The sequence below is a fragment of the Melittangium boletus DSM 14713 genome, assembly GCF_002305855.1.
GTDB lineage: Bacteria > Myxococcota > Myxococcia > Myxococcales > Myxococcaceae > Cystobacter > Cystobacter boletus.
In genome coordinates this window covers 1806253-1826895 of record NZ_CP022163.1, presented here as the reverse complement: position 1 = coordinate 1826895, position 20643 = coordinate 1806253, and the positions used below count along the sequence as shown (strand labels likewise).

Sequence of the window (20643 nt, the reverse complement as noted above, 5' to 3'; positions counted from 1 at the left end):
CTCCGAGGTGGAGACCTTAACAGAGACCTCCGACGTCGACTCCCGGATTCATACATACCGCATGGGACTAATCGAAGCGCTCGACCGCACGAAGATAGACGGTTGATGCGAGCTTCACGGCACCTGGTTTGCTACCGGGCTCGAACTGTTCGCCGTTCTGGAGTTCCAACTCGTCGCCGACGAGTTCCATGCAGACGGGGTAGACCTTTCCCTGCGGCGTCCGGGCCTGCGTGAAACGCCCATAGGCCCGCTCCGCTCCATAGAACAGCTCGCCCATGAAGACAGTCTTTTGAGGAAGAGCATCATCTTGACCCCATTCCTCAATCAGCGAGACGGGCGTACCGGGCGGCACGACGATGCGCGCCGCGTTGTTATTGGGGAGGAATGTGCCAAGCCGTATTTCCGTGGGCTTGATTCCAATCGCGCTCATGGCGTCCCATGCACCCGGTGGGCACTCCGCGGGGGGGGGCAGGGACGCTGAGGTGAGCTGCGCGGGAGCCGGGGGCGTGGCGCAGGCGAGTTGGCCCACCGCCCACGCGGTGCCGCAAGCCTTGGCCAATCGGGAGGCGGTTTGCCGTGGAGTCTTCGCGAGCATGTTGTCCTTTGGGGTCGCCGCGTCGGCGACGGGCGCGGGGGTGAATGCCTCGTCGGGCGCCGCGCTCTGGCTACCTTCCTGTTGCTGGCCAGGCGTTGTCACCCTCGAAGTCGAGGCGGAGTGGGGCAGGGCGAGCATCAGGGCGAGCAGGCTCGCGGTGAGCACGAGTCCCGCCACCACGCGGTTCACTCGTTTCGCGAGGCGCCGGGTTCGAGGCGGGGGAGCAGGTGTCTCCTCTGGGGGGAGCGGCTCGCCTCGCCGGGCATGGCGCCGCGCGTATTCCTTCAACCGCTGTTCCCGGTCGGCCCAGTCTCCCAGGTCGAGTTCCCGCTCCTGGATCGTCGTGGCGGCGTCCGGGCCCCAGGGCTCGCACAGGGGCTCGTCCCACGAGTCATCCGCCTTCTCCAGCACCGTTTCCAACTCCTCGCAGAGAGCCTGGGCGTCGGGGAGGCGCGCTTCGAGCGGCTTCTCCAGCATGCGCAGGCACAGCTCGCCCAGGGCCCGGGGCACGCGGGGATTGCGCTCGTGAGGCGGCTCGGGTGTCTCGCGCAGGATCCTGTTCGCCAGGCCGCCCTCGTCTTCCCGGGGGTGCTGGGTCTCGAACGGGTAGCTGTTCGTGAGCAGCCAATAGAGGAGGACTCCCATCGCCCACAGGTCATCCGAGGGGCGTGGTGGAGCGTGTTCGCCCGCGTGTTCGCGCCGGAAGCGCAGGGCCTCGGGGCTGCGGAAGAGGGGCGTGCCGGGCAGGGCGAGGGGATGGGTGACGTGTGGCGCCCCGGTGTACGTGCCCACGCCGAAGTCCACCAATACCGCTCGTCCGTCCTCGTCGCGCACGAGCACGTTGGCGGCCTTGATGTCCCGGTGCACCACGCCCGCCCGGTGGATGTCCAGGAGCTGCCACGCGACATCCAGCAGCAGCAGGACCACCTTCCTCGCCGAGGGATTCTTCGTGCGGACCCACACCTCCAATGAGCGGCCGTTCACGTAGGGCATGATGAGGAAGAGGTGGCTCGGTTCGGTCTGGGGCCACAGTCCGTAGCCCAGGACCGTCACCTCTCCGCCGAGCCGCAGCCGCAGGCCCACTTCCAGCTCTCGCCACGGCCAGGCGCTCCGCGCCAGCGCGCGGAACTTGAGCGCGTACAGTTGGCCCTCTCGCCGGGCCCGGTACACCGTTCCCTGGCCCCCCTCGCCCAGCCGCGCTTCCAGCCGGTAGCCGCCCACCTCCTCGCCCAGCGCGGGGAGCGGGCTGTCCTCCACGTCGGCCCACCGTGGTACTGCGCCCCTCCACCGCCTCGCCGCGATGTGCGGCACCCCTGCCTCGTTCATGGACGTGACCTCCGACGTGGGTCAGTATCATAGCACCCCGGGCGTCACGTCCGTTGGAATCGTGCGTCAGCCCCCCCGGCGCATGCGGCGCATGTCGACGAGGATGTCGTACTGGCGCCGCTCGGGCAGCACGCGGCCCGTGGCGAAGCGGTAGAAGCGGCTCACGTCGCGTTCGCGCGGAAAGCGCTCGCGCAGCACCGCCTTCCACATCTCCTTGGCCACCCACTCGGTGTCCACCGACACGGAGCCGAACTCGTCCAGGTAGCGCTGGGGGGCCGAGGTGTCGTTCTGCAGGGCGGTGAGCACGAAGACGCGCGGGTGCGCCGAGGGCACCACCTGCCGGGCCCCTTCCTCCATGAGTGCCAGTTCCCGGCCCTGGGGCTCGGCGAACAGCTCCAGGGTCTGCCGATGCGCCAGCCAGGCGCTGAGCGCCACGAGCCCCCCGAGCACGCCCGTGGCGATCCGGGGGCCGCGGCCGGGCCAGCACGCGCCGAGGTTCACGAGGGACGCGGCGAAGAAGACGCCGCACACACCCGTGAGGGCGAAGAGGGTGCGGTAGGTGGGCCAGCGCTCTCCGGCGAGGAAGCTCACGGAGTAGGCCGCGGCCGACAGCAGCACGAGCCCCAGGAGCCAGCGTCCGCTCGCGGCGAGTCCCGCGCGGCGGCCCTCGAGCGCGATGCCCACGCCCAGGATGGCCAGGCTCAGCGCCACCATGACCGGATAGCCGGGCGGAGTCCCCGTGGAGCTGTTGAGCGCGCTCAGGGCCAGGGCGTTGGGGAAGACGTGGGTGAGCACCCAGGCGGCCTTGTCCAGCCAGCGGGTCTCGAAGACGATTCGGGGCGAGCGGAGAAAGAGCCCGGTCTTGAAGAGGAACTGGGTGATGACGAACGCGGTGCCGAGCCCCAGCCCCATGATGCCCAGGTGCCGCGCGAGCCAGCGTCCGGTGTCCGCGAGCGAGGTCTCGCGCCGCGCCACGAGCGCCGCCGCGACGAGGACGGCGTAGATGAGGCCGCTGATCTGGTAGGTGAGGGTCGCCATGGCCATGGCGAGCACCGCGAGCGGCCATCGCCGTGGCGCGAGCGCGAAGGCGCCGGCGCCCAGGAGCAGCGCCACGGCCTGGGGCCAGCAGATGCCCCAGCTCGCGATGACCTGCGCGGAGGGCGTGAGCGGCAGGAAGGCGGCGAGCAGGGCCGCGGGAACGAGGGACCAGCCCTCGCGCACGAGCAACAGGAAGACGGCCGCGCCGAACAGGCCCAGGCACGCGACTCCCAGCAGCCGCAGCTCGGACAGCTCCCCGATGCTGTCGTTTCCGCGCATGGACAGCTCGAGGAGCGCGCCGTACAGGGGCCGTCCGAACGAGGCGCACACCCGGAGGATCTTCCCTGGCTCCTCCATCGCCTCGCGCAGGATGGCGTAGTCGTCGCGCATGCCGTAGCGGCGGAAGATGGCGCTCCAGTAGGTGAGCCAGGGCAGCACGAGGAGCAGTGCGGCCGTGCTCCCCAACACGACTCCACGACGTGATGCGGTCGCCATGTCAGGTCTCTTCCACCACCTGCCAGCCGTTCTGGGCGAGGCTGCCCATCAGCTCCTCGATGTGGTTGCGCCCACGCGTCTCCAGCGTCACCTCCACCGCCACCTCGCCCAGGCCCGCCTTGGAGAAGGCCCGGTTGTGGTAGATCTCCACCACGTTGGCGCTCTGTTGAGCGATCTCCGCCGTGAGCCGCGCGAGCATCCCGGGCCGGTCCGGCATGCGCACGACGAGCCGCACGAGCCGCCCGCCCTTGACGAGTCCGCGCTCGATGATGCGGCTGACCAGGTTGACGTCGATGTTGCCGCCGGACAGCAGCGCCACCACCTTGCGGCCTCGCGCGGAGGGGAGCTTGGCGTTGATGAGCGCCGCCAGGCCCACCGCCCCCGCGCCCTCGGACACCGTCTTCTCGCGCTCGAGCAGCAGGAGGATGGCGTTGGCGATCTCCTCCTCGTCCACCGTGAGGATGTCGTCCACGTAGCGGCGGATCATCTCGAAGGTGTAGTCGCCGGGGCGCTTGACGGCGATTCCGTCCGCGATGGTGGTGCCCGCGGGCACCTCCGTGAGCACGCCCGCCTCCACCGACGCCTTCATGCTCGCGATGGCCGAGGCCTGGATGCCGATGATCTTGATGCGCGGGTTGGTTTCCTTGATGGCGCACGCCACGCCGGAGATGAGCCCGCCGCCCCCGATGGGCACCAGCACCAGGTCCATCTGCGGGCACTGCTCGAGCAGTTCCAGGCCGATGGTGCCCTGGCCCGCGATGACGCGTGGATCATTGAAGGGGTGCACGAAGACGCGGTTGTCGCGCTCCTGGATGCGCACGGCCTCGGCGTTGGCCTCGTCGAAGTTGGTGCCGTGCAGCACCACCTCGGCGCCGTAGCTGCGCGTGCGCGTCACCTTGATGATGGGGGTGCGCTCGGGCATCACGATGGTGGTGGACACGCCCCGGCGGCCCGCGTGGTAGGCGAGTCCCTGCGCGTGGTTGCCGGCCGAGGCGGCGATGACACCGCGCGCGCGTTCCTCCGGCGTCAGGCTCAGGAGCGTGTTGAGTGCTCCCCGCTCCTTGAAGGCGCCCGTGCGCTGGAGGTTCTCCAGCTTGAAGTACAGCGCCGCGCAGTCGGTGAGATCCTTGAAGTGCTCCGAGCGGGGGCAAGGGGTCCGGTGGACGGCGTCACCAATGCGCTGCTGCGCGGCCTCGATATCCTGGAGCGTCACCATAGGGCGTGTGTGGCGCCCCATAACCGAAGCCTGGACGGTGCGAAAGGGGCGGGGAGCGCGGGCCCGCCCCCGGGGTCAGATACCGCGCAACACCGTGGCCTTGCCCACCCGGCCGATGGCCAGGATGTACGCCGCGGTACGCAAGGTCACCTTGCGCGAGCGCGCGAGCTGGGCCACGCGGTCGTAGGCCTCCTTCATCGTCTTCTCTAGCTCGGCGTTCACCCGCTCCTCTTCCCAGGACAGGTGTTGCAGGTTCTGCACCCACTCGTAGTAGCTGACCGTCACGCCGCCCGCGTTGGCGAGGATGTCCGGCACCACGAGCACGCCGCGCTTCTCGAGGATTTCATCCGCCTCGGGCTCGGTGGGACCGTTGGCGCCCTCGATGACGAGCCGGGCGCGGACCTGGGCGGCGTTGTTGCGGTTCAAAACACCGCCGAGCGCCGCGGGGATGAGCACGTCGCAGTCCGAGGCGAGCACGTCCTCGTTGGAGCACGCCTGGCCGCCGCCGAAGCCGGTGACGGTGCCGGTGCGCTTCACGTGCTCGAAGAGGCCGGGGATGTCCAGGCCCTGGGGGTTGTAGACGCCGCCGTACACGTCCGACACGGCGATCACCACGCCCCCGTCCTGCCAGAGCAGCTGCGCGGTGTGGCTGCCCACGTTGCCGAAGCCCTGGAGGGCGAAGCGCGTGCCGCGCATGGGCAGGCCGGTGTCGCGCAGGATTTCACGGGTGATGTAGAGCAGGCTGCGGCCGGCGGCGGCGTCGCGGCCCCGGGTGCCGTAGAGCTCCGGGGGCTTGCCGGTGACGATGGCGGGCGAGTGCCCGTGGAAGCGCGAGTACTGGTCCATCATCCACGCCATCACCTGGGGGTTGGTGTTGACGTCCGGGCCGGCGATGTCCCGGGTGGGGCCGATGAGATCCTGCACCTGGTCCACGTACTTGCGCGTGAGCCGCTCCATCTCCTTGAGCGACAGCTGGGTGGGATCCACCGCGATGCCGCCCTTGGCGCCGCCGTAGGGCAGGTTCACCACGGCCGTCTTCCACGTCATCAGCGAGGCGAGCGTGACGCACTCCTCCTGGGTGATGGAGGGGTGGTAGCGCAGGCCGCCCTTCATGGGGCCGCGGCTGTTGTCGTGCTGGATGCGGTAGCCGTGGAAGGTGCGGATCTCCCCGGTGTCGAGCTCGATGGAGACCTGGACCTTCACCTCGCGCAGGGGCGTGGCGAGCAGTGTCTCGATGCGCTCGCCGACGTCCATGATGCGCGCGACCTTGCGGAAGTAATGTTGGATTCCTTCGACGGCGGGCGGCATGGGCGGAGGGTCCTCCTGGGCGCGAAACCCGGAACTACAGGCTTGCGCTAACATGGGTTGACCATGCGCTCCAATTCCCCGCCAGTCCAGGATACGAGCGGGCCCTTGCGGGGGCTTGCCCGGCGCATCCGCGCGCTGCGCGAGCGGCGGGGACTCACCCAGGAGGATTTCGCCACCCGGTGTGGCATCTCCGTGAGCTTCGCCTCGCTGCTCGAGCGCGGTGAGCGCAGCCCCAGCTACGAGACGCTGGTGCAGGCGGCGCTCGCGCTGGGCGTGCCGCTGGCGGAGCTCTTCCGGGTGGAGGAAGAAGAGGCGGCCGGGGCGCACCGGTTGGTGGACTTCGCCCGGGCGCGCGCCCTGTCCCGCGCCGAGGTGGACCAGCTGCTGGAGGTGGCGCGGGTGTTGTTCGGCGAGCGCGCCGCCCAGGGCCTTCCCGCCGCCGAGTCGCCCCGGTGCCAGGTGGCGGACTGTGGGCGGGCCGTGCTGGCTCGGGGCCTGTGTGGCGCGCACTACCACCGCGAGCGCCGGGCGGCGAAGGCGGCGAGGCCTCCTCCGCCCTGACGCCCAGGGGGGCTACTTGCGGCGGGCGCGCTCGAGCTTGAGCGTCTTGTTCTCGCCGTGCGGCTTGCCGTGGAGCGCCTCGAACGCGGGCACGTCCTCCTCGGCGATGAAGACGTAGGAGTAGGTCGGCTTGAGCTCCACGCGCAGCACCTTGCCGGCCGGGGCGCCGAGCGATTCCAGGGTGCTGGTGACGGCGGCCTCGTCGGCGGCGTCGGCGCGGCCCAGGCCCACCCACAACCGGGCCTGGCCGGGCACCTCGGGCGTCTCCGTGCGCTCGGGGCGGGGCGGGCGCTCGCGGGTGCCGCGGGGCCGGTGCTTGTCCACCTTGAGCGTCTTGTCGCCGTGGGGCTTGCCGTCGAGCGCCTCGAAGGCCTGCGACTCGCTCTCGGGCACGTAGGCGTAGCCGTAGTGGCCGCGCAGCAGTGCCTTGTTCACCTTGCCCGCGGGGGCACCAGCGGCCTCCAGGGCGGCGATGAACGTCGCGTCGTCCAGGCCGTCATCCGTGCCCAGGTTGAACTTGAGCTTCACCTCGCCGGGGCCCGCGTCGGGGGAGGGCGGGGGCCGGTTGGGATCCCGCTCGCCGCGCGGCCGGCTCTTCTCCACCTTGAGGGACTTGTCCTTGTACGGCTTGCCGTTGAGGGCCTCGAACGCCGCCAGGTCCTCCTCGGCGATGAAGACATAGGCGAAGCCGGGCTTGAGGTCCGCGCGCACCACCTTGTTGTGCGGCGCGCCCGCTTCCTCCAGCGCGGTGACGATGCTGCCGGGCCCGAGGCCATCCTCGCTCCCCAGGTTGACCCACAGCTTCACCTCGCCCGCGGCGGCGTCCATGCGCGAGGGGCCCCTCTCGGGGCGCTCCCGGCGGCGCTTGTCGGCACCCCGATCCTCGCGGCGCGACTCCCCGGAGGGCTCCGCGCGGCGCTCGTCCCGACGGGGCGGACGCTCGCCTCCCCGCTCCTCGCGGCGGGACGACGGGCGCTCGCGGTCTCCCCGCTTCTCGCGGCGGGGCTCGGGCGCACGCGCGGGCGCGGCGGCCTGGGCACCGCTCTCCTCGTTCGCCTTGGCCTTCTCCATGCGCAGGTGGCTGAAGAAGTACTTGAGCAGGAAGGCGATGAGGTCATCCGAGTCCGCGCGCCCCTTGAGGTGGGACACGAGCGGCAGGAAGCCCTCGAAGATGGAGCCGGAGGCGGCTTCGCGGATCTCCCGCACGTGGCGCTCGGCCCACAGGCGCACGGCCTCCTCGGGCGCGGGCATCTGCTTCTTCTCGAACTTGATGCCGAACTTCTTCTCCAGCGTGGTGTACGTCGCGAGCTCGCGGCCGGAGAAGAGGTTGATGGCCGTGCCCTTGTTGCCGATGCGGCCCGTGCGGCCCACGCGGTGCAGGTAGACGGCCGGATCCTCGGGCAGCGAGTAGTTGATGACGTACTCGAGGCCGGAGATGTCGATGCCGCGCGCGGCGATGTCCGTGGCCACCATGAAGGCGACCTCGCCGCGCTTCACCTTGGCCATCACCCGCTCGCGCTCCTTCTGCGGCAGGTCGCCGTTGAGCAGGTCCGCGTCGAAGCCGTTGCGGTTGAGCACCGCCGTGACGAGCGCCGTGTCATCCCGGGTGTTGCAGAAGATGATGGCGTTGCTGGGCTCCTCGGCCTCCAGCACGTAGATGAGGTTGCGCGGCTTGGGGTACTCGTCCGACACGTCGTAGCGGATGTGGTGGATGTGCTCGACGGTGAAGACGTCGCCGGAGAGCAGCAGCGTCTCGGCGTTGGTGGTGTAGCGGGCGATGAGGTTCTGGATGTCCGTGGGCACGGTGGCGCTGAAGAGCAGCACCTGCCGGTCCTTGGGGAGGCGGTCGAGGATGCGGGTGACCTCCTCGTAGAAGCCCTGGTTGAGCATCTCGTCGGCTTCATCGAGCACCGCGTGGGTGCAGCCGTCGAGCTTGAGGTTGCCGCGGTTGATGTGGTCGAACACCCGGCCGGGCGTGCCCACGATGATCTGCGTGCCCTCCTCGAGCGCGTCCTCCTGCTGCTTCATGGAGGCACCGCCGTAGATGGCCGCCACCTTCACGCCCTTGTACTTGCCCAGGGCGCTCAGCTCCTCGGAGACCTGGAGCGCCAGCTCGCGCGTGGGGCAGAGGATGAGCGCGCGCACGCGCTTGTCCTCGGCCGACAGCTTCTCGAGCAGGGGCAGGCCGAAGGCGGCCGTCTTGCCGGTGCCCGTCTTGCTGCGCACGATGAGATCCCTCCCCGCGACCACGGGCCCGAACGCCTTGGCCTGCACGGGGGTGGGATGGGTGTAGCCCCGTTCGGCGATGCCACGCCGCAACGGCTCGGAGAGATTCAGATCATCGAAGCTGACGTCCGCCACGTACTCGGCGGGGCGGGACGAGGCTTCGGCCGGGGTGCCCGGCTGTTCCGGGGTATCGATGTCACTCATCAAGCAGGGGGCATAACCCCTGCATTACCCTCTGGCAACAATCGGAGCACTTTGCTTAAGGAACTCCGCATGGCGATTGGGAGGAAGAAAACGGCGGGAACGGGCTCCCGGAGCCGGGCGAAGAAGCCCGCCGAGGCCCCGGCCCCCCAGGATTCCGAGGCAGTGGAGGCGGAGGCCGTCGAGCCGGAGGCCCTCGAACCCCTCCTGGAGGAGCTGGAGGAAGTGGATGCCGAGCTGGAGGCGCCGGTGGCCGCCAGGCCCTCGGCGCTGGTGAAGGCAGGGGAGGCGTCGCTCACCCGGACGGACCCCCTCCAGGCCTACATGAATGAGGTCCACCGCCATCCCCTGCTCAAGCGCGAGGAGGAGGTGTCGCTCGCCCGGCATTACCGTGACACTGGAGATGTCCAGGCCGCCTACCGCCTGGTGGCGAGCAACCTGAGACTGGTGGTGAAGCTGGCCCACGAGTACCACCGCAACCCCCTGTCCCTGTTGGACCTGGTGCAGGAGGGCAACATCGGGCTCATGCAGGCGGTGAAGAAGTACGACCCGGAGCGAGGGGTGAAGCTCAGCTCCTACGCCGCGTGGTGGATACGCGCCTACATCCTGCGCTACATCATGGACAACTGGAAGATGGTGAAGCTGGGGACGACGGAAGCCCAGCGCAAGCTCTTCTTCAAGCTGCGCCAGGAGCAGGAGAAGTTGATGGCGCAGGGCTTCGAGGTGACGCCGAAGATGCTGGCGGACCGCCTCAACGTCACCGAGCAGGACGTGGTGGAGATGGACCAGCGGCTCGGGCACGACGAGGTGTCCCTGGACGCGCCGGTGGGTGGGGACGACTCGACGGCGACGCGGGGAGACCGGCTGCTGCCGTCCTCGTCGTCGCAAGGGGCCGAGGAGCGGCTGGGCAACGAGGAGCTGCGCGCGCTCTTCCGCGAGAAGCTCCAGGACTTCTCGAAGTCGCTCGAGGGCAAGGAGCGCTACATCTTCGAGCACCGGCTCATCTCCGACGAGCCGCTGACCCTGCAGGACATTGGCGACAAGTACGGCGTGAGCCGCGAGCGGGCGCGGCAGATCGAGGCCGCGCTCATCAACCGGATGCGTGAGTACATGCGCGAGCACATTCCGGACTTCGATCTGGTGGCGGTTCCCAAGGGGTAGGGCCCGGGGCCCCGGCGCGACCCCGCCGGGCCCCTCAGCCCTTCTTGTAGTCGCGGAAGGTGGGGACCTCCTCCAGCCGGGCGTCGGAGTAGCCCCAGTGCTCCACGTCCACGCGGTACTGGCCCTGGGCGATGATCATCCCCCGGCACAGCTTCTTCTTCTCCGGCTCGTTCTCCTGGAGGCGCGCGCGCTCGAGCAGCTCCTCCCAGACCCACTGGGGCACGTGGTCGCGCTGGCCCGGGTAGGCGAAGCGGTAGAAGGTCAGATGCGCCAGCAGCACCTCCCAGTGCGGCTGGAAGCGCATCATCAGGTGATTCCAGTCCATCTGCTTGCCGCAGGCGAGGATGAGGTGGTTGATGTCCGTGCCATCGAAGCGCTCGCGCTCGCACACGAAGGACTTGGACCAGATGATGTCCTCGGGCGGTGCCACCAGGATGGGCAGGCCGTGGACGATGCCCGGATGGGCCCGGTCGATCCACAGGTCATCCACCACCGCCACGCCGTTGCCCGAGCTGAAGATGAGGTCGGCGAAGTACTCGTCGTTGGCGAAGGCCTTCGCGATCCACACGGGGTCGTGCATCTTCGTCTGGAAGGACATGCCAGCCAGGGCTTCCATGGCGCGCTCGACGTGCTCGCGCTTGAGGAAGAGGTCCAGGTCCTTGGTGTCCCGGTAGATGCCCGTATAGAGGTGCAGCGCATAGGCGCCCGCGACCACGAAGGGAATCTCCGCGTTCTTGAGCGCGCTCAGCGCGAGCAGATGCGCTCCCCGCTCGATGGGCGGACGTTGGTCCGCCTGCATGGGTGGGGGGGCCTTGCTCGGCCGCGGCATCAGCGGCGGGGTGGCGCGCTGGGGCTGGGGACCCTTGTCGTGTCCCCTGTCGTCCGTGTCATGTCCCGCCGTCTGGGTATCGGTATCGCTCATGGCCGGCCCTCGGTTGTCCTGTCGGGATAAGGTAAGGGCGGGGGCAGCCAGGCGCAGGGTGGAGGAAGGTGCCCCTCGCCTGGCTGGCCGCTGCCCGGTCGGTCGCCTTGGCTCAGGCTCGCGCGGCCCACAGCGCGGTGCCAGGCTCGGCGCCGCTCACCTGCCGTTCCGCATGGCGATAGGCCAGGGACTCGGATGCGGCGTCGACCTTCATCCGTTCTCCTCGCGGACCATGGAGCTCCAGGTGATAGCCCTTCTCCCGCTGCCCCTCGTTGGTGATGCTCCAGCCGGCCTGCCGGATGTGTTTCTTGCACACGCGCGTGCGCCCCTTCATGTCCTGCCTCCCTTCGACAATGGCGTGAGGCATTCAGGATTTGTCCTGCCGCGTCAGACCGCAGGTGGAGGCCTCTCGCGCGGGCTCGTTCGCTCGCCCCTCGACCTGGCCCGGGGCTCAGGGCGACCGGGCGCCGGGGGGGCCACCGAAGGGCCAACGGAAGCCGGAGTACTGGACGACCTCGGGGGCCTTGCGCCCGCGCCACGCCACCGCTTCGCCAGGGCGCATCAGCAGGGCGCGGGGCGCTCCCTTGTCCCGCGCTCGGACCTGGGCCAGCCGCTCGGGGTAGGGGTCCGCGTCCGGGTTCTCGTCCCGGGTGCTGGCGCCGCTCACGGGCTCGCCGGGGTAGCCCGGGTAGCGGGGGCCCATGCCCTCGCGCCAGTACCAGGGCGCGCCTCCGTCCGCGCAGGGCACCACGTAGCGCGCCCCGAGCAGCTCGCCATAGCGCAGGGCCTCCTCGGGCCCGGCCATGAGCCGCTGGGGCCGGGTGAGCAGTTCGAGCGGCACGTCCACGAGGTACGCGTCCAGCGTGGTGTAGCCGAAGAAGAGGGGCTCGAGCCGGAAGCCGCGCACGCCGCAGAAGAGCACGTCCACGGGGGCCTCCTCGCGCAAGCCGCGGCACACCGTCTCCATGTCCCCGCGCACGTCATGTCCGGCGTCGGCGAAGAAGGCCGCGGAGAAGCCCGGCGCGCGCACCAGCCACGTGTTGCCCTCGTTGAAGAGCCCCGGGTAGAGGCCCTCTCCGTCGGTGGGCTGCTCGCCGTGGAAGGGCAGGGCGCGCACGGTGATGTCCCCCACCCGCCGCTCCTCGCCCCAGCGCAGCGGCTCCACGCGTGTGTAGCCCAGCTGGGTGAGCCGCAGCACGCAGTCGGTGGAGAACAGGCTCTCGCGCTCCACCGCGGGCACGAAGATGCGCGTGTCGCGCGGCAGTTGCAGCAGCGAGCCCAGGTGGAAGTGGTCTCCGTGCGAGTGGGTGATGACCACCGCGTCCACGGGCCCCAGGTCCTTGGGCTGCATGGGCGGGTAGTCCGGCAGATCCAGGGCGTGCGCGGGGCGGAAGTAGGGATCCACCAGCACGCGTGCCTGGGCGCTCGTCACGAGCACGGTGTTGTGGCCGATGAAGAGCGCGCCCGGAGTGGGCACGGGGACGGTGCCTTCATGCCGCTCCAGCCAGCCCGCGCCCGACAGGTCCGCCAGCAACTCGCCCGCGGCGGGCCGGGCGGACAGGGCGCGCAGCTCGGCGGGGGTGGCTCCTCGCGCGAGCGTGGCGAAGAGCTCGGCGAGGACGGGCCACTCGCGCGCCTTCACGGGAAAGTCGAGCCCCTGCTCATCGCGCCGCAGGTGCAGCACGCGAGGCGCGTGTCTGGCCGCGTCGGGGAAGAGGACTTCTGGCTTCAGCGGACGCCGGCCCTGGCGGCGGCGGCCCTCGGTGCAGAGCGCGGCGTATCGGGGTGTCTCCTCCAGCCAGCGCACCAGGGACTTCGCCTCGCGCAGGGCGCGTTCGGGACCCAGCTCCGCCAGCCGCTGTTTGAGCGCCGCCTGGGCCCGGCGCACGGGCCGGGCGGTGGGGCCCTGGATGCTGCAACCCAGGTCTTCATGGTGCTCGGCCTCGGTGCGGGCCGAGGCGAGCACGGCGAGGCTGACGCCCCGGTGAAGGGACAGACGCATAAATTCGTGGTCCTACCAGGACGAAAGTACCGGTGATGAGAGTTGACGCGGACCGCTTGCCCGCCCCCTTCTTTCCGATGATGCTCCGCGCGCAACCGGGACCGTGGGCTGGAGACGGAGGCAGGTGCCGGGTGGATTCTTCGTTCCAGCTATCGGAGGGGGCATGAAGGGTGTTTACAGGAAGGTCACCGTCCTCGCGACGGTGGGTGCCCTCCTGGGGGGAGTGGGGAGCGCGGGCGCCCGGCCCCCGAGCGCCTACCGGGAGTACGACAGCGCCCTGTTCGTCAGCGGGGGCTTCAAGCTCGCCTTCCCCAAGAAGGGGGGGCCGCAGGAGCCGCGTTCCCGGGGCGAGGAGGAGGCCGTCTCCCCCGTGCTGCTGCCCCTGTCGGTGTCGTCGTTCCGCACCGTGGGCAACCCCATCATGCCCAAGCGCGTCGCCTCGGGCGTGTCGGGCCTGGACGCGGACACCCGCCGCCAGCTCGAGGCGGCCCTCCTGACGCTGCTGCGCGAGTACGAGCAGTTGTTGGATCGCAACGACGACCCGCGCCTCAAGAACAACCTGGCCGGGGCCTTCAACCACCTCTTCCTGTCCTCCTACAAGGCGCTCAAGGGCGGAGGGCTCACCCCCGAGCAGCAGAAGAGCATGCTGATGCAGCTCAACGCCGGCTTCGCCCTGGGGCTCAAGGAGCGGCGGCTGTCGGATCGCGAAAAGCAGGAGCTGTACGAGTCCGCCGTGCTCTCGGGCTCCATCATCCTCGGGCTCTACAACGAGGGGCGCGACAAGGATCGAAAGACGGCGCGCGAGCTGGCGCGGGCCCTGCTCGAACAGCTCATGGGCATCACCCCGGAGCGGATCCACACCGACGGCGACTCGGTGTGGATCGACTGAGCCACGCGGCGCCTAGCGCCAGGGGCGGGAGATGACGCAGGCGTTGATGCCACCCACGCCCATGGACAGCTTGCCGGCGCAGCCCTGGGGCGAGGCCACGGCCTGGTCGAAGACGTAGCGCTCGTGCACGCGGCCAATCTCCTTGTTGAGCTCGCCCTCGCCCAGGGGCGTGGGGAACACCTGGCCTCGCGCGTAGCCGAGGTACTGGGCCGTCAGCTCCCAGCCGCCGCCGGCGCTCATGCCATGGCCGAAGGTGCCCTTGCGCGCCGTCACCAGCACCGTCTCGGGCATCACCGCGCGCAGCGTCTCCATCTCCAGGAAGTCGCCGGGGGTGGCGGTGGCGTGCAGATCCCAGCTGCCCATGTCCTCGGGCTTCAGGCCCGCCTTGCCCAGGGCCTCGTGGATGGCCACCGTGGGGCCCTCCTTCGAGGGCGTGATGATGTGGTCCGCGTCCGAGGTGACGCCCACGGTGAGGGGCTCCATGCCCAGGGGCTTGAGGCCCTTGGCGGTGAAGTGCTCCAGGTCTCCGAGGATCCACACCACCGAGCCCCCGGCCACGTGCGTGCCGCGCAGCTGGGTGAGGGGCTTGGACACGGCGCCGTCCGCGCTCACCACGCGTGCGTTGTAGAAGCCACCCACCACGAGCGGGTGCGGCGGCGGATCCGTCATGCCCAGCACCACGGCCTTGGCGTCCCCACTCCGGATGGCGTCGAGGGCCAGCTTGAGCCCGTAGCCGAACGAGGAGCACGCCGCCACGGGCGCGAAGCTCATGCCGGTGAGCTTGCCCATGATGGAGATCTGCGCGGCGGGCATGTTGTGGATGTTCCAGAGGATTTCCGCCGGCACCGCGTTCCAGGGGGGCTCGGGCGCGCCCCACTTCTTCTGCAGGCGCTGGTTGCGCGTGCGCTTCTCCTTGATGACGGCGAGCTTGGCGGCCTCCACGTTGCCGCTCTCCACGCCCAGGCCCTCGATCTCCTTCTGCTCGGCGAGGTAGTCACGCAGCTCGGCGGACTGGGCCGCCCAGAAATGCCACCACGCCTCCTCGGCCACGTCCCGGTCGTTCTCCTCCACGCTCGTGGGCTCGGGAGGCAGACCCGGCAGGGGCTCGCGCGTCTCCAGCCAGTGGCGCAGGGCGCTGTTGCGCTCGGGCGACGCCCAGAACCGGTCCCACCGCCGCTGGGCGCGGTGCAGGTTGAGCGTGATGTCATGGATGGTGGGCAGGTCGCCCAGGCCCGTGCCCACGTAGACGTGGGTGCGTGGCCCGAGCGCTTGCAGCTCCTGCTCCAGGCCCGGGTTCTGTCCGAGCGCCTGGATGAAGGAGCCGATGGCCATCTTCGTGGGCTGGCCCATCTTCTTCTCGAGCTGGGCGAAGCGCGTGGCGGGGAAGCGGGCGTCCACCCACGGCTTGTACTCGGCGAAGTCGAAGTCCGGCTGGCCGACGAGGAAGTTGTTCGGCCCGAAGCCACTGAACGCGGACAGCCAGCTCTCCGATGAGGCCAGGTTCTGCTCGAAGGACTCGATGTTCCGCGACCGGGGCGCGACCACTCCCCAGCCAAAGATTCCAACTCTGCGCACGTTGATTCCCCTGATGCTGCGTTCGCCGCGGGAGCGGCCCCTGGATGAGCGCTAGAGCGGCTCGATCTTCAGGTTGTCGAAGTAGAGCTGGGCCTCCCAACTGGAAAACCCGAAACGGTCATGACCTTTTCCCACGAGGGGAATCGGATCGTCGAACTCCATGAACGGCTTGCCGTCGATGCTCCAGCGGAGGAGCGAGCCCCGGCGCTCGATCCGCCAGTGATAGGTCTGCCCCCGCTTCACGGGGTAGGGCCGCGCTTCCACGCGCATGTGCGTCTTCTTCTTGAAGACGCCCGTGTCCACGAGCCCCGCCTGCGAGGAGGCACCGCGCTGCTCGGCCACCTGCCGGGCCTGGGCCTGGAGCGAGGTCAACGGAGCGCCGTGCTCGTCCAGCCGCGCGATGATGGACAGCGTGTTGTTCCATCCCCCGTGGATGAAGATGTAGCCGGAGGCATGGTCGGTGCCGTCGCCGAAGAGCTCCACCTTGATGTCGCCCTCGGGCGACTCGGAGCGCACGTCGAACTCGACGGCCACGTTCTGGGGGAGCGCCGCCTGGAGCCACAGCGGGTTGTTCTTCACGCCGGGCGACAGCAACTGCCCATTCACCACGCGCCAGAGGCCTCCCGTGGAGAAGAAGTCGCGCTTCACCACGCCAGGGTCCGAGAAGTCCTGAGCGTAGGGCACCTGGGCCGTGGTGGGCGCCTCGCCTCGCAGCAGGGCATAGTGGATGAGCGGGAACTGGAGGGCCACGAGCACCCCGCAGAGCACCGCCCAGCCCCGCCCCGACAACCCCTCGGGCTTCTTCCAGGCCACATGGGGCCCGGCTCCGGTGTCCTTGGAGGTGGCTTCCTCGGAAGACGAGGACTTGGGCTCGTTGGCCTCGGGGTGCTTCTCCTTGCGTCTGGCCTGGCCCATCGGTGTCGTTCGTCCCCGGGAGGATGAAGGGGCGCGGACTCTACGCGCGGCCCTGTTGCTGGTAAAGCCCGACGCCCGGTGGCTACTTGCCCCGGGGCACACTCCAACGCTTCTCCATGGCCTTCTGTTCTTCCTTGCGCTGCTTCAACCGCTGGCGCTCGGCACGCTGCTTCTCGACCTCCTCGGGCGAGGGTCGCACGAGGATCTGATAGATGCTGCCGGCGATCGCGAAGAGGGCCGCGGCGAGGACAATGCCCCAGGGCTGCCGGGCCAGGGCGCCCACCAATCCACTGAACTGGTGCAGGGCGGCCATGCCGCCGATGACGAGCATCCAGGCGCCGATGCAGGACGTGATGATGGCCGACACGGGGCGTGCGAGCACCACCGCCACCAGTCCGCCGAGGATGAGCCCCGGCGCGAAGCCGAGGATGAAGTCATTGGGCCCGGCGATCTCCCCGCCGAGCAGGCCCAGGGGGATGCCCACGCCCAGATAGATGATGGCGGGCGGGAAGAGGAAGCCCACGGCGGTGAGCGCGGCGGCCACGAGCGTGGGCACGCGCGGGTCCATGCTGAGCGAGAAGCGTCCGAGCAGCACGCCCGTCCACGCCAGGCCGATGAGCCCGCCCAGCGGCCCGGCGATGATGCGGAAGAGCGGGCCGCCGCCCGCGAGCATCAGCACGAGTCCGAGCGCGCAGGACACGATGCCGGCCCACATGGGCAGCACCCGGTAGAGGGCCACCCAGCCGGCGGGATTGAAGGTCTGATAGGCCTTGAGGGCTTCGAGGTACGCGTCCACGCGGATGTCCTAGTAGCGCGTGGTGGCGAGCACCACGAGCAGCACGAGGAGGAAAGCGGCCAGGGCCGCGAAGCCATAGAGGGCGGGGGCCGTGGTACCGCGGCGCAGCAGCTCCCGGGCCTGCGCCGCGTCGTCGGGGCTCGGGGCGTCCGCGAGCAGGTGCAGGGCGGCGCGCCGCGCGGCCACCACGTCGCCGGCGTCCTTGAGCTTCCATGCCGCCTGCATCCGGGGGGAAGCAGGGTCTTGGGGCGTCTGTCCGCCTTTCGCCATGGGGCCCCTGTATAGCGGGGAATGCAAGGGCGAGTCGACGGTATATACGGTCCCCCATGCCCGTGCGCCCCCTCAGCCGCCGCCACCTCTTGTTCGGGAGCGCGGCGCTCGTCCCGCTGCTGTCCAGACGTGCGTCCGCCTTTGGTGAAAAGAGCCGCTTCATCCCCGCCGTGGTCCGGCATGGGGGCCGATGGGACGCCCGGTTGTCGGGACTCCGACGAATCACCTGGGAAGTCCAGCGGCGTACCTCGGTGGAGGTGCTGCCGGATGCCCGCCCCTTCTCGCTCTCCAGCCCGGACATCTTCGAGTATCCCTTCCTCTACCTGGGCGGGGACGGGGGTTTTCCTCCCTTCAGCACCGCGGAGGTGGAGAACCTGCGGCGCTATCTCACCTTCGGCGGCTTCCTCCTCGCGGACGCCAATGACGGCAGCGACGGGCAGGGCTTCGACGCCAGCTTCCGCCGGGAGATGGCGCGGGTGTTGCCGCAGAGCCCCCTCAAGGACGTGCCCTCCACGCACGTGGTGTTCAAGAGCTTCTTCCTCCTGGACTCCGCCCCGGGGCGGCTGCTCAACAAGCCGCAGATGCAGGCGGCGAACATCGGCAAGCGCGCGGCGGTGATGTACTCGCAGAACGACCTGGCCGGGGCGTGGAGCCGCAGTGAGTCGGGCGACTACGAGTTCGACGTGTCTCCCGGGGGCGAGCCCCAGCGGGAACTGGCCGTGCGCCTGGGGGTGAATCTCTGCATGTACGCCCTCTGCCTGGACTACAAGGACGACGCCGTCCACCTGCCGCTCATCCTCAACAAGCGCCGCTGACTTCATGGACACCTCTGCCTTCAATGCCTGGAAGCTCGTCAGCCTCTCGCCACTGCCCGTCTGGGCGCTGGGGCTGCTGGCGGTGGGGGTCGGGCTGGGCGTGGCCCTGGCGGCCTGGGGCGTGCGGCGCGAGCCCTCGCGCATGCGGCGCTGGCTCTTGTGGGCCCTGCGCGCGGGCGCGGGTCTCGCCGCGCTCTTCTTCCTGCTGGAGCCCGGCATCCGCAACCTCCAGGTGGCGCGGATGAAGAACCGGCTCGCCGTGCTGGTGGATCGCTCCGCCTCCATGAACTTCCCCGTGGAGCCCGGCGGCATCACGCGCTCGGCCCAGGCGGCCGACTTCGTGGAGAAGGCCACCGCGGGCCTCGCGTCGCTCAAGGACCGCTACTCGGTGGAGGTGTACGGCTTCGATCCCGAGCTGTCGCCCACCACCCCGGAGGCGCTCGCCCAGGAGCCCGCGCGCGCGGGGACGTCGGATCTGCTCTCGGCCCTGCGCTCGGCGGGCGCGGGCGCGCAGGGCAGCAAGAAGCTGGGTGGCGTGCTGCTGGTGAGTGACGGGGCGGACAACGTGGAGCTCGCCAACGGCGCCGTGGGCCGGGCGCGCGCGGCGCTGGCGGACCTGAACGTGCCGGTGTCCACCTTCCTCGTGGGCCAGGAGGCCCTGAAGGACCTGGCCGTCGAGCGTGTGAAGGTGGACGACTTCGCCTTCGTGCGCAACTCGCTCACCGTGGAGGTGGAGGTGCACGGCCGCGGCTTCTCCGGCCAGGACGTGCCGGTGGTGCTCAAGCAGGAGGGCAAGGTGGTGGCCACCAAGTCCGTGCGCTTCGAGTCCTCGGACGACGTGAAGCCGCTGGGCTTCACCTTCACGCCGGACCAGACGGGGCGCTTCGTCTACACGGTGAGCATGCCCGTCTACCCGGACGAGGCCGTGGGCGACAACAACACCCGCTCCTTCGTGCTCAAGGTCATCCGCGACCGCGTGCGCGTGCTGCTGGTGGTGGGCCGGCCCTCGTGGGACGAGCGCTTCCTGCGCGGCCTGTTGCGCCAGGACGCCAACGTGGACATGGTGTCCTTCTACATCCTGCGCACCATGTCCGATGATCCGGGTGTGGTGAGCCAGGAGCGCGAGCTGTCGCTCATCCCCTTCCCCATGGAGGAGATCTTCGACACGAAGCTGGACACCTTCGACGTCGTCATCTTCCAGAACTTCGGCTACACGGACTCGTCGCTGTCCATCGCCCAGTATGAGCGCAACCTCGAGCGCTACGTGTACAACGGCGGCGCCCTGGTGATGATCGGCGGCGACAGCGTGCTGGGCGAGGGCCGCGCGAACATGCCCACGCTGTACGAGTCCCTGCCCTTGGAGGGCGCGGGCCCGGCCAATCTCGAGCCCTTCAAGGCGCGCCTGACGCCCGAGGGCATGCGCCACCCGGTGACGGCCATGGCCTCCGGGGGTCTGGGCACGGAGGCGGCGTGGGCGGAACTGCCCGCCATTCCGGGCGCCAACCTCACGCGCGCCAAGCCGGGCGCCACGGTGCTGATGGATCACCCCTTCCTCACGGCGGATGGAAAGAACGCGCCGCTCGTGGCGGTGTGGGACTACGGCCGGGGGCGCTCCCTGGTGCTCGCCACGGACGCGAGCTGGTACTGGGCCTTCAATGCCCACAAGGAGGGCTCGCCCAACCGCACCTATGATCGCTTCTGGGGCAACGCGCTGCGCTGGCTCGTGAGGGATCCGGACCTGACGACGCTCAACGTGACGGCGGATCCTCCCTCGGTGGAGCCGGGCCGGCCCGTGGGCGTGGTGGTGGCGTCGCGCACGTCGGACTATCAGCCCGCGCAGGACGCGCAGGTGCGTGTGGAGTTGGTGTCCGTGGACACGCAGCGGCCCGTGGCGGTGCAGACGGGTCAGACGGGGCCGGATGGCACGGTGCGGCTGGAGTTCCCTCCGCCGGCCCCTGGGCCCTACAAGCTGGTGGCCACGGCGAAGAAGGGCGAGACGGACCTGGGCCGGGGTGAGGACGCCGTGGCGGTGCGCGCCGTGGGCCCGGAGCTCTCGGACGCGTCGGTGCGGCCCGAGCTGATGGAGCAGATCGCCAAGTACACCGGGGGCAAGGCGTATCGCCTGCCGCAGGACGGCTTGCCCGGGGATGTGCCGCTGCTGGATCCTCCCGTGGTGGAGGTGGGCCGGGCGAAGGACAAGCCTCTGTGGGACCGTTGGTACTACCTGGTGGCGCTCGTGGCGCTGCTGGGCTCCGAGTGGTTCCTGCGCCGCCGCTTCGGCTACGTCTGAGGCGTGTCTGATAGGCTTCCCGGTCGAAACCGGCCAAGGGGA

Annotated in this window: 17 protein-coding genes; 5 read left to right on the top strand and 12 right to left on the bottom strand. The window is 69.9% G+C overall.

Features of this window, described 5'->3' with window-relative positions; translation table 11 throughout:
- Window positions 1-67: 67 nt before the first annotated feature.
- From MEBOL_RS07710 to MEBOL_RS07695, 4 genes are all read right to left on the bottom strand, one after another.
- Entirely contained in the window at window positions 68-1852 is a 1785-nt protein-coding gene (locus MEBOL_RS07710; protein WP_218920883.1) for a serine/threonine protein kinase, read from the bottom strand.
- Between the two features lie 135 nt (window positions 1853-1987).
- Complete coding sequence (locus tag MEBOL_RS07705; protein WP_095976807.1) at window positions 1988-3454, bottom strand: hypothetical protein; 1467 nt, start codon at window positions 3452-3454, stop codon at window positions 1988-1990.
- Window position 3455: 1 nt separating this feature from the next.
- On the bottom strand, window positions 3456-4670 hold the full coding sequence (locus MEBOL_RS07700) for a threonine ammonia-lyase (protein WP_095976806.1): 1215 nt from the start codon (window positions 4668-4670) through the stop codon (window positions 3456-3458).
- Window positions 4671-4745: 75 nt separating this feature from the next.
- Window positions 4746-5978 carry a Glu/Leu/Phe/Val family dehydrogenase gene (locus MEBOL_RS07695; protein ID WP_095976805.1) on the bottom strand — a complete coding sequence of 411 codons (1233 nt, stop codon included), beginning with the start codon at window positions 5976-5978 and terminating at the stop codon, window positions 4746-4748.
- A gap of 63 nt (window positions 5979-6041) precedes the next feature.
- Between MEBOL_RS07695 and MEBOL_RS07690 the strand changes: the two genes are divergently transcribed.
- Window positions 6042-6539, top strand: a complete 498-nt coding sequence (locus MEBOL_RS07690) for a helix-turn-helix domain-containing protein (protein ID WP_095976804.1) — start codon at window positions 6042-6044, stop codon at window positions 6537-6539.
- 12 nt (window positions 6540-6551) lie between these two features.
- On the opposite strand, the gene MEBOL_RS07685 is transcribed toward MEBOL_RS07690, so the two are convergent.
- Window positions 6552-8969 (bottom strand): DEAD/DEAH box helicase, encoded by a 2418-nt coding sequence (locus tag MEBOL_RS07685; protein ID WP_095976803.1) that lies wholly within the window; start codon window positions 8967-8969, stop codon window positions 6552-6554.
- A gap of 69 nt (window positions 8970-9038) precedes the next feature.
- Between MEBOL_RS07685 and MEBOL_RS07680 the strand changes: the two genes are divergently transcribed.
- Window positions 9039-10127 carry a sigma-70 family RNA polymerase sigma factor gene (locus MEBOL_RS07680; RefSeq protein WP_095976802.1) on the top strand — a complete coding sequence of 363 codons (1089 nt, stop codon included), beginning with the start codon at window positions 9039-9041 and terminating at the stop codon, window positions 10125-10127.
- Window positions 10128-10161: 34 nt separating this feature from the next.
- Here MEBOL_RS07680 and MEBOL_RS07675 read toward each other — a convergent pair whose 3' ends face one another.
- The 3 genes from MEBOL_RS07675 to MEBOL_RS07665 form a co-directional block, all read right to left on the bottom strand.
- Window positions 10162-11049, bottom strand: coding sequence for a nucleotidyltransferase (locus MEBOL_RS07675; RefSeq protein ID WP_095976801.1), 888 nt, complete (start codon window positions 11047-11049; stop codon window positions 10162-10164).
- Between the two features lie 112 nt (window positions 11050-11161).
- Complete coding sequence (locus MEBOL_RS07670) at window positions 11162-11383, bottom strand: hypothetical protein (protein WP_095976800.1); 222 nt, start codon at window positions 11381-11383, stop codon at window positions 11162-11164.
- A gap of 117 nt (window positions 11384-11500) precedes the next feature.
- Entirely contained in the window at window positions 11501-13051 is a 1551-nt protein-coding gene (locus MEBOL_RS07665; RefSeq protein ID WP_095976799.1) for an MBL fold metallo-hydrolase, read from the bottom strand.
- A 163-nt stretch (window positions 13052-13214) separates the two neighbouring features.
- Between MEBOL_RS07665 and MEBOL_RS07660 the strand changes: the two genes are divergently transcribed.
- Window positions 13215-13940 carry a DUF6683 family protein gene (locus MEBOL_RS07660; protein WP_095976798.1) on the top strand — a complete coding sequence of 242 codons (726 nt, stop codon included), beginning with the start codon at window positions 13215-13217 and terminating at the stop codon, window positions 13938-13940.
- A gap of 12 nt (window positions 13941-13952) precedes the next feature.
- Here the strand turns inward: MEBOL_RS07660 and MEBOL_RS07655 are convergent, their stop codons facing one another.
- From MEBOL_RS07655 to MEBOL_RS07640, 4 genes are all read right to left on the bottom strand, one after another.
- Window positions 13953-15515: a beta-ketoacyl synthase N-terminal-like domain-containing protein gene (locus MEBOL_RS07655; protein ID WP_095976797.1), complete on the bottom strand. Its 1563-nt coding sequence runs from the start codon at window positions 15513-15515 to the stop codon at window positions 13953-13955.
- Window positions 15516-15566: 51 nt separating this feature from the next.
- A complete protein-coding gene (locus MEBOL_RS07650; RefSeq protein WP_095976796.1) occupies window positions 15567-16430 on the bottom strand; it encodes a hypothetical protein in 864 nt (287 codons plus the stop codon).
- An 82-nt stretch (window positions 16431-16512) separates the two neighbouring features.
- On the bottom strand, window positions 16513-17226 hold the full coding sequence (locus MEBOL_RS07645; protein WP_095976795.1) for a hypothetical protein: 714 nt from the start codon (window positions 17224-17226) through the stop codon (window positions 16513-16515).
- A gap of 9 nt (window positions 17227-17235) precedes the next feature.
- A complete protein-coding gene (locus MEBOL_RS07640; protein ID WP_095976794.1) occupies window positions 17236-17496 on the bottom strand; it encodes a molecular chaperone DnaJ in 261 nt (86 codons plus the stop codon).
- Between the two features lie 56 nt (window positions 17497-17552).
- On the opposite strand from MEBOL_RS07640, the gene MEBOL_RS07635 reads away from it, so the two are divergent.
- A complete protein-coding gene (locus tag MEBOL_RS07635) occupies window positions 17553-18311 on the top strand; it encodes a DUF4159 domain-containing protein (protein ID WP_095976793.1) in 759 nt (252 codons plus the stop codon).
- A 4-nt stretch (window positions 18312-18315) separates the two neighbouring features.
- Window positions 18316-20601, top strand: a complete 2286-nt coding sequence (locus MEBOL_RS07630; RefSeq protein ID WP_095976792.1) for a glutamine amidotransferase — start codon at window positions 18316-18318, stop codon at window positions 20599-20601.
- The last annotated feature ends 42 nt before the right edge of the window (window positions 20602-20643 follow it).

What these genes read in the sequence shown, in the direction of transcription:
- MEBOL_RS07670 (WP_095976800.1), bottom strand. Translation starts at nt 11,383, where the DNA reads ATGAAGGGGCGCACGCGCGTGTGCAAGAAACACATCCGGCAGGCCGGC.
- MEBOL_RS07665 (WP_095976799.1), bottom strand. Translation starts at nt 13,051, where the DNA reads ATGCGTCTGTCCCTTCACCGGGGCGTCAGCCTCGCCGTGCTCGCCTCG.
- MEBOL_RS07660 (WP_095976798.1), top strand. Translation starts at nt 13,215, where the DNA reads ATGAAGGGTGTTTACAGGAAGGTCACCGTCCTCGCGACGGTGGGTGCC.
- MEBOL_RS07630 (WP_095976792.1), top strand. Translation starts at nt 18,316, where the DNA reads ATGGACACCTCTGCCTTCAATGCCTGGAAGCTCGTCAGCCTCTCGCCA.
- MEBOL_RS07690 (WP_095976804.1), top strand. Translation starts at nt 6,042, where the DNA reads ATGCGCTCCAATTCCCCGCCAGTCCAGGATACGAGCGGGCCCTTGCGG.
- MEBOL_RS07635 (WP_095976793.1), top strand. Translation starts at nt 17,553, where the DNA reads ATGCCCGTGCGCCCCCTCAGCCGCCGCCACCTCTTGTTCGGGAGCGCG.
- MEBOL_RS07650 (WP_095976796.1), bottom strand. Translation starts at nt 16,430, where the DNA reads ATGGGCCAGGCCAGACGCAAGGAGAAGCACCCCGAGGCCAACGAGCCC.
- MEBOL_RS07640 (WP_095976794.1), bottom strand. Translation starts at nt 17,496, where the DNA reads ATGGCGAAAGGCGGACAGACGCCCCAAGACCCTGCTTCCCCCCGGATG.
- MEBOL_RS07700 (WP_095976806.1), bottom strand. Translation starts at nt 4,670, where the DNA reads ATGGTGACGCTCCAGGATATCGAGGCCGCGCAGCAGCGCATTGGTGAC.
- MEBOL_RS07695 (WP_095976805.1), bottom strand. Translation starts at nt 5,978, where the DNA reads ATGCCGCCCGCCGTCGAAGGAATCCAACATTACTTCCGCAAGGTCGCG.
- MEBOL_RS07675 (WP_095976801.1), bottom strand. Translation starts at nt 11,049, where the DNA reads ATGAGCGATACCGATACCCAGACGGCGGGACATGACACGGACGACAGG.
- MEBOL_RS07685 (WP_095976803.1), bottom strand. Translation starts at nt 8,969, where the DNA reads ATGAGTGACATCGATACCCCGGAACAGCCGGGCACCCCGGCCGAAGCC.
- MEBOL_RS07680 (WP_095976802.1), top strand. Translation starts at nt 9,039, where the DNA reads ATGGCGATTGGGAGGAAGAAAACGGCGGGAACGGGCTCCCGGAGCCGG.
- MEBOL_RS07705 (WP_095976807.1), bottom strand. Translation starts at nt 3,454, where the DNA reads ATGGCGACCGCATCACGTCGTGGAGTCGTGTTGGGGAGCACGGCCGCA.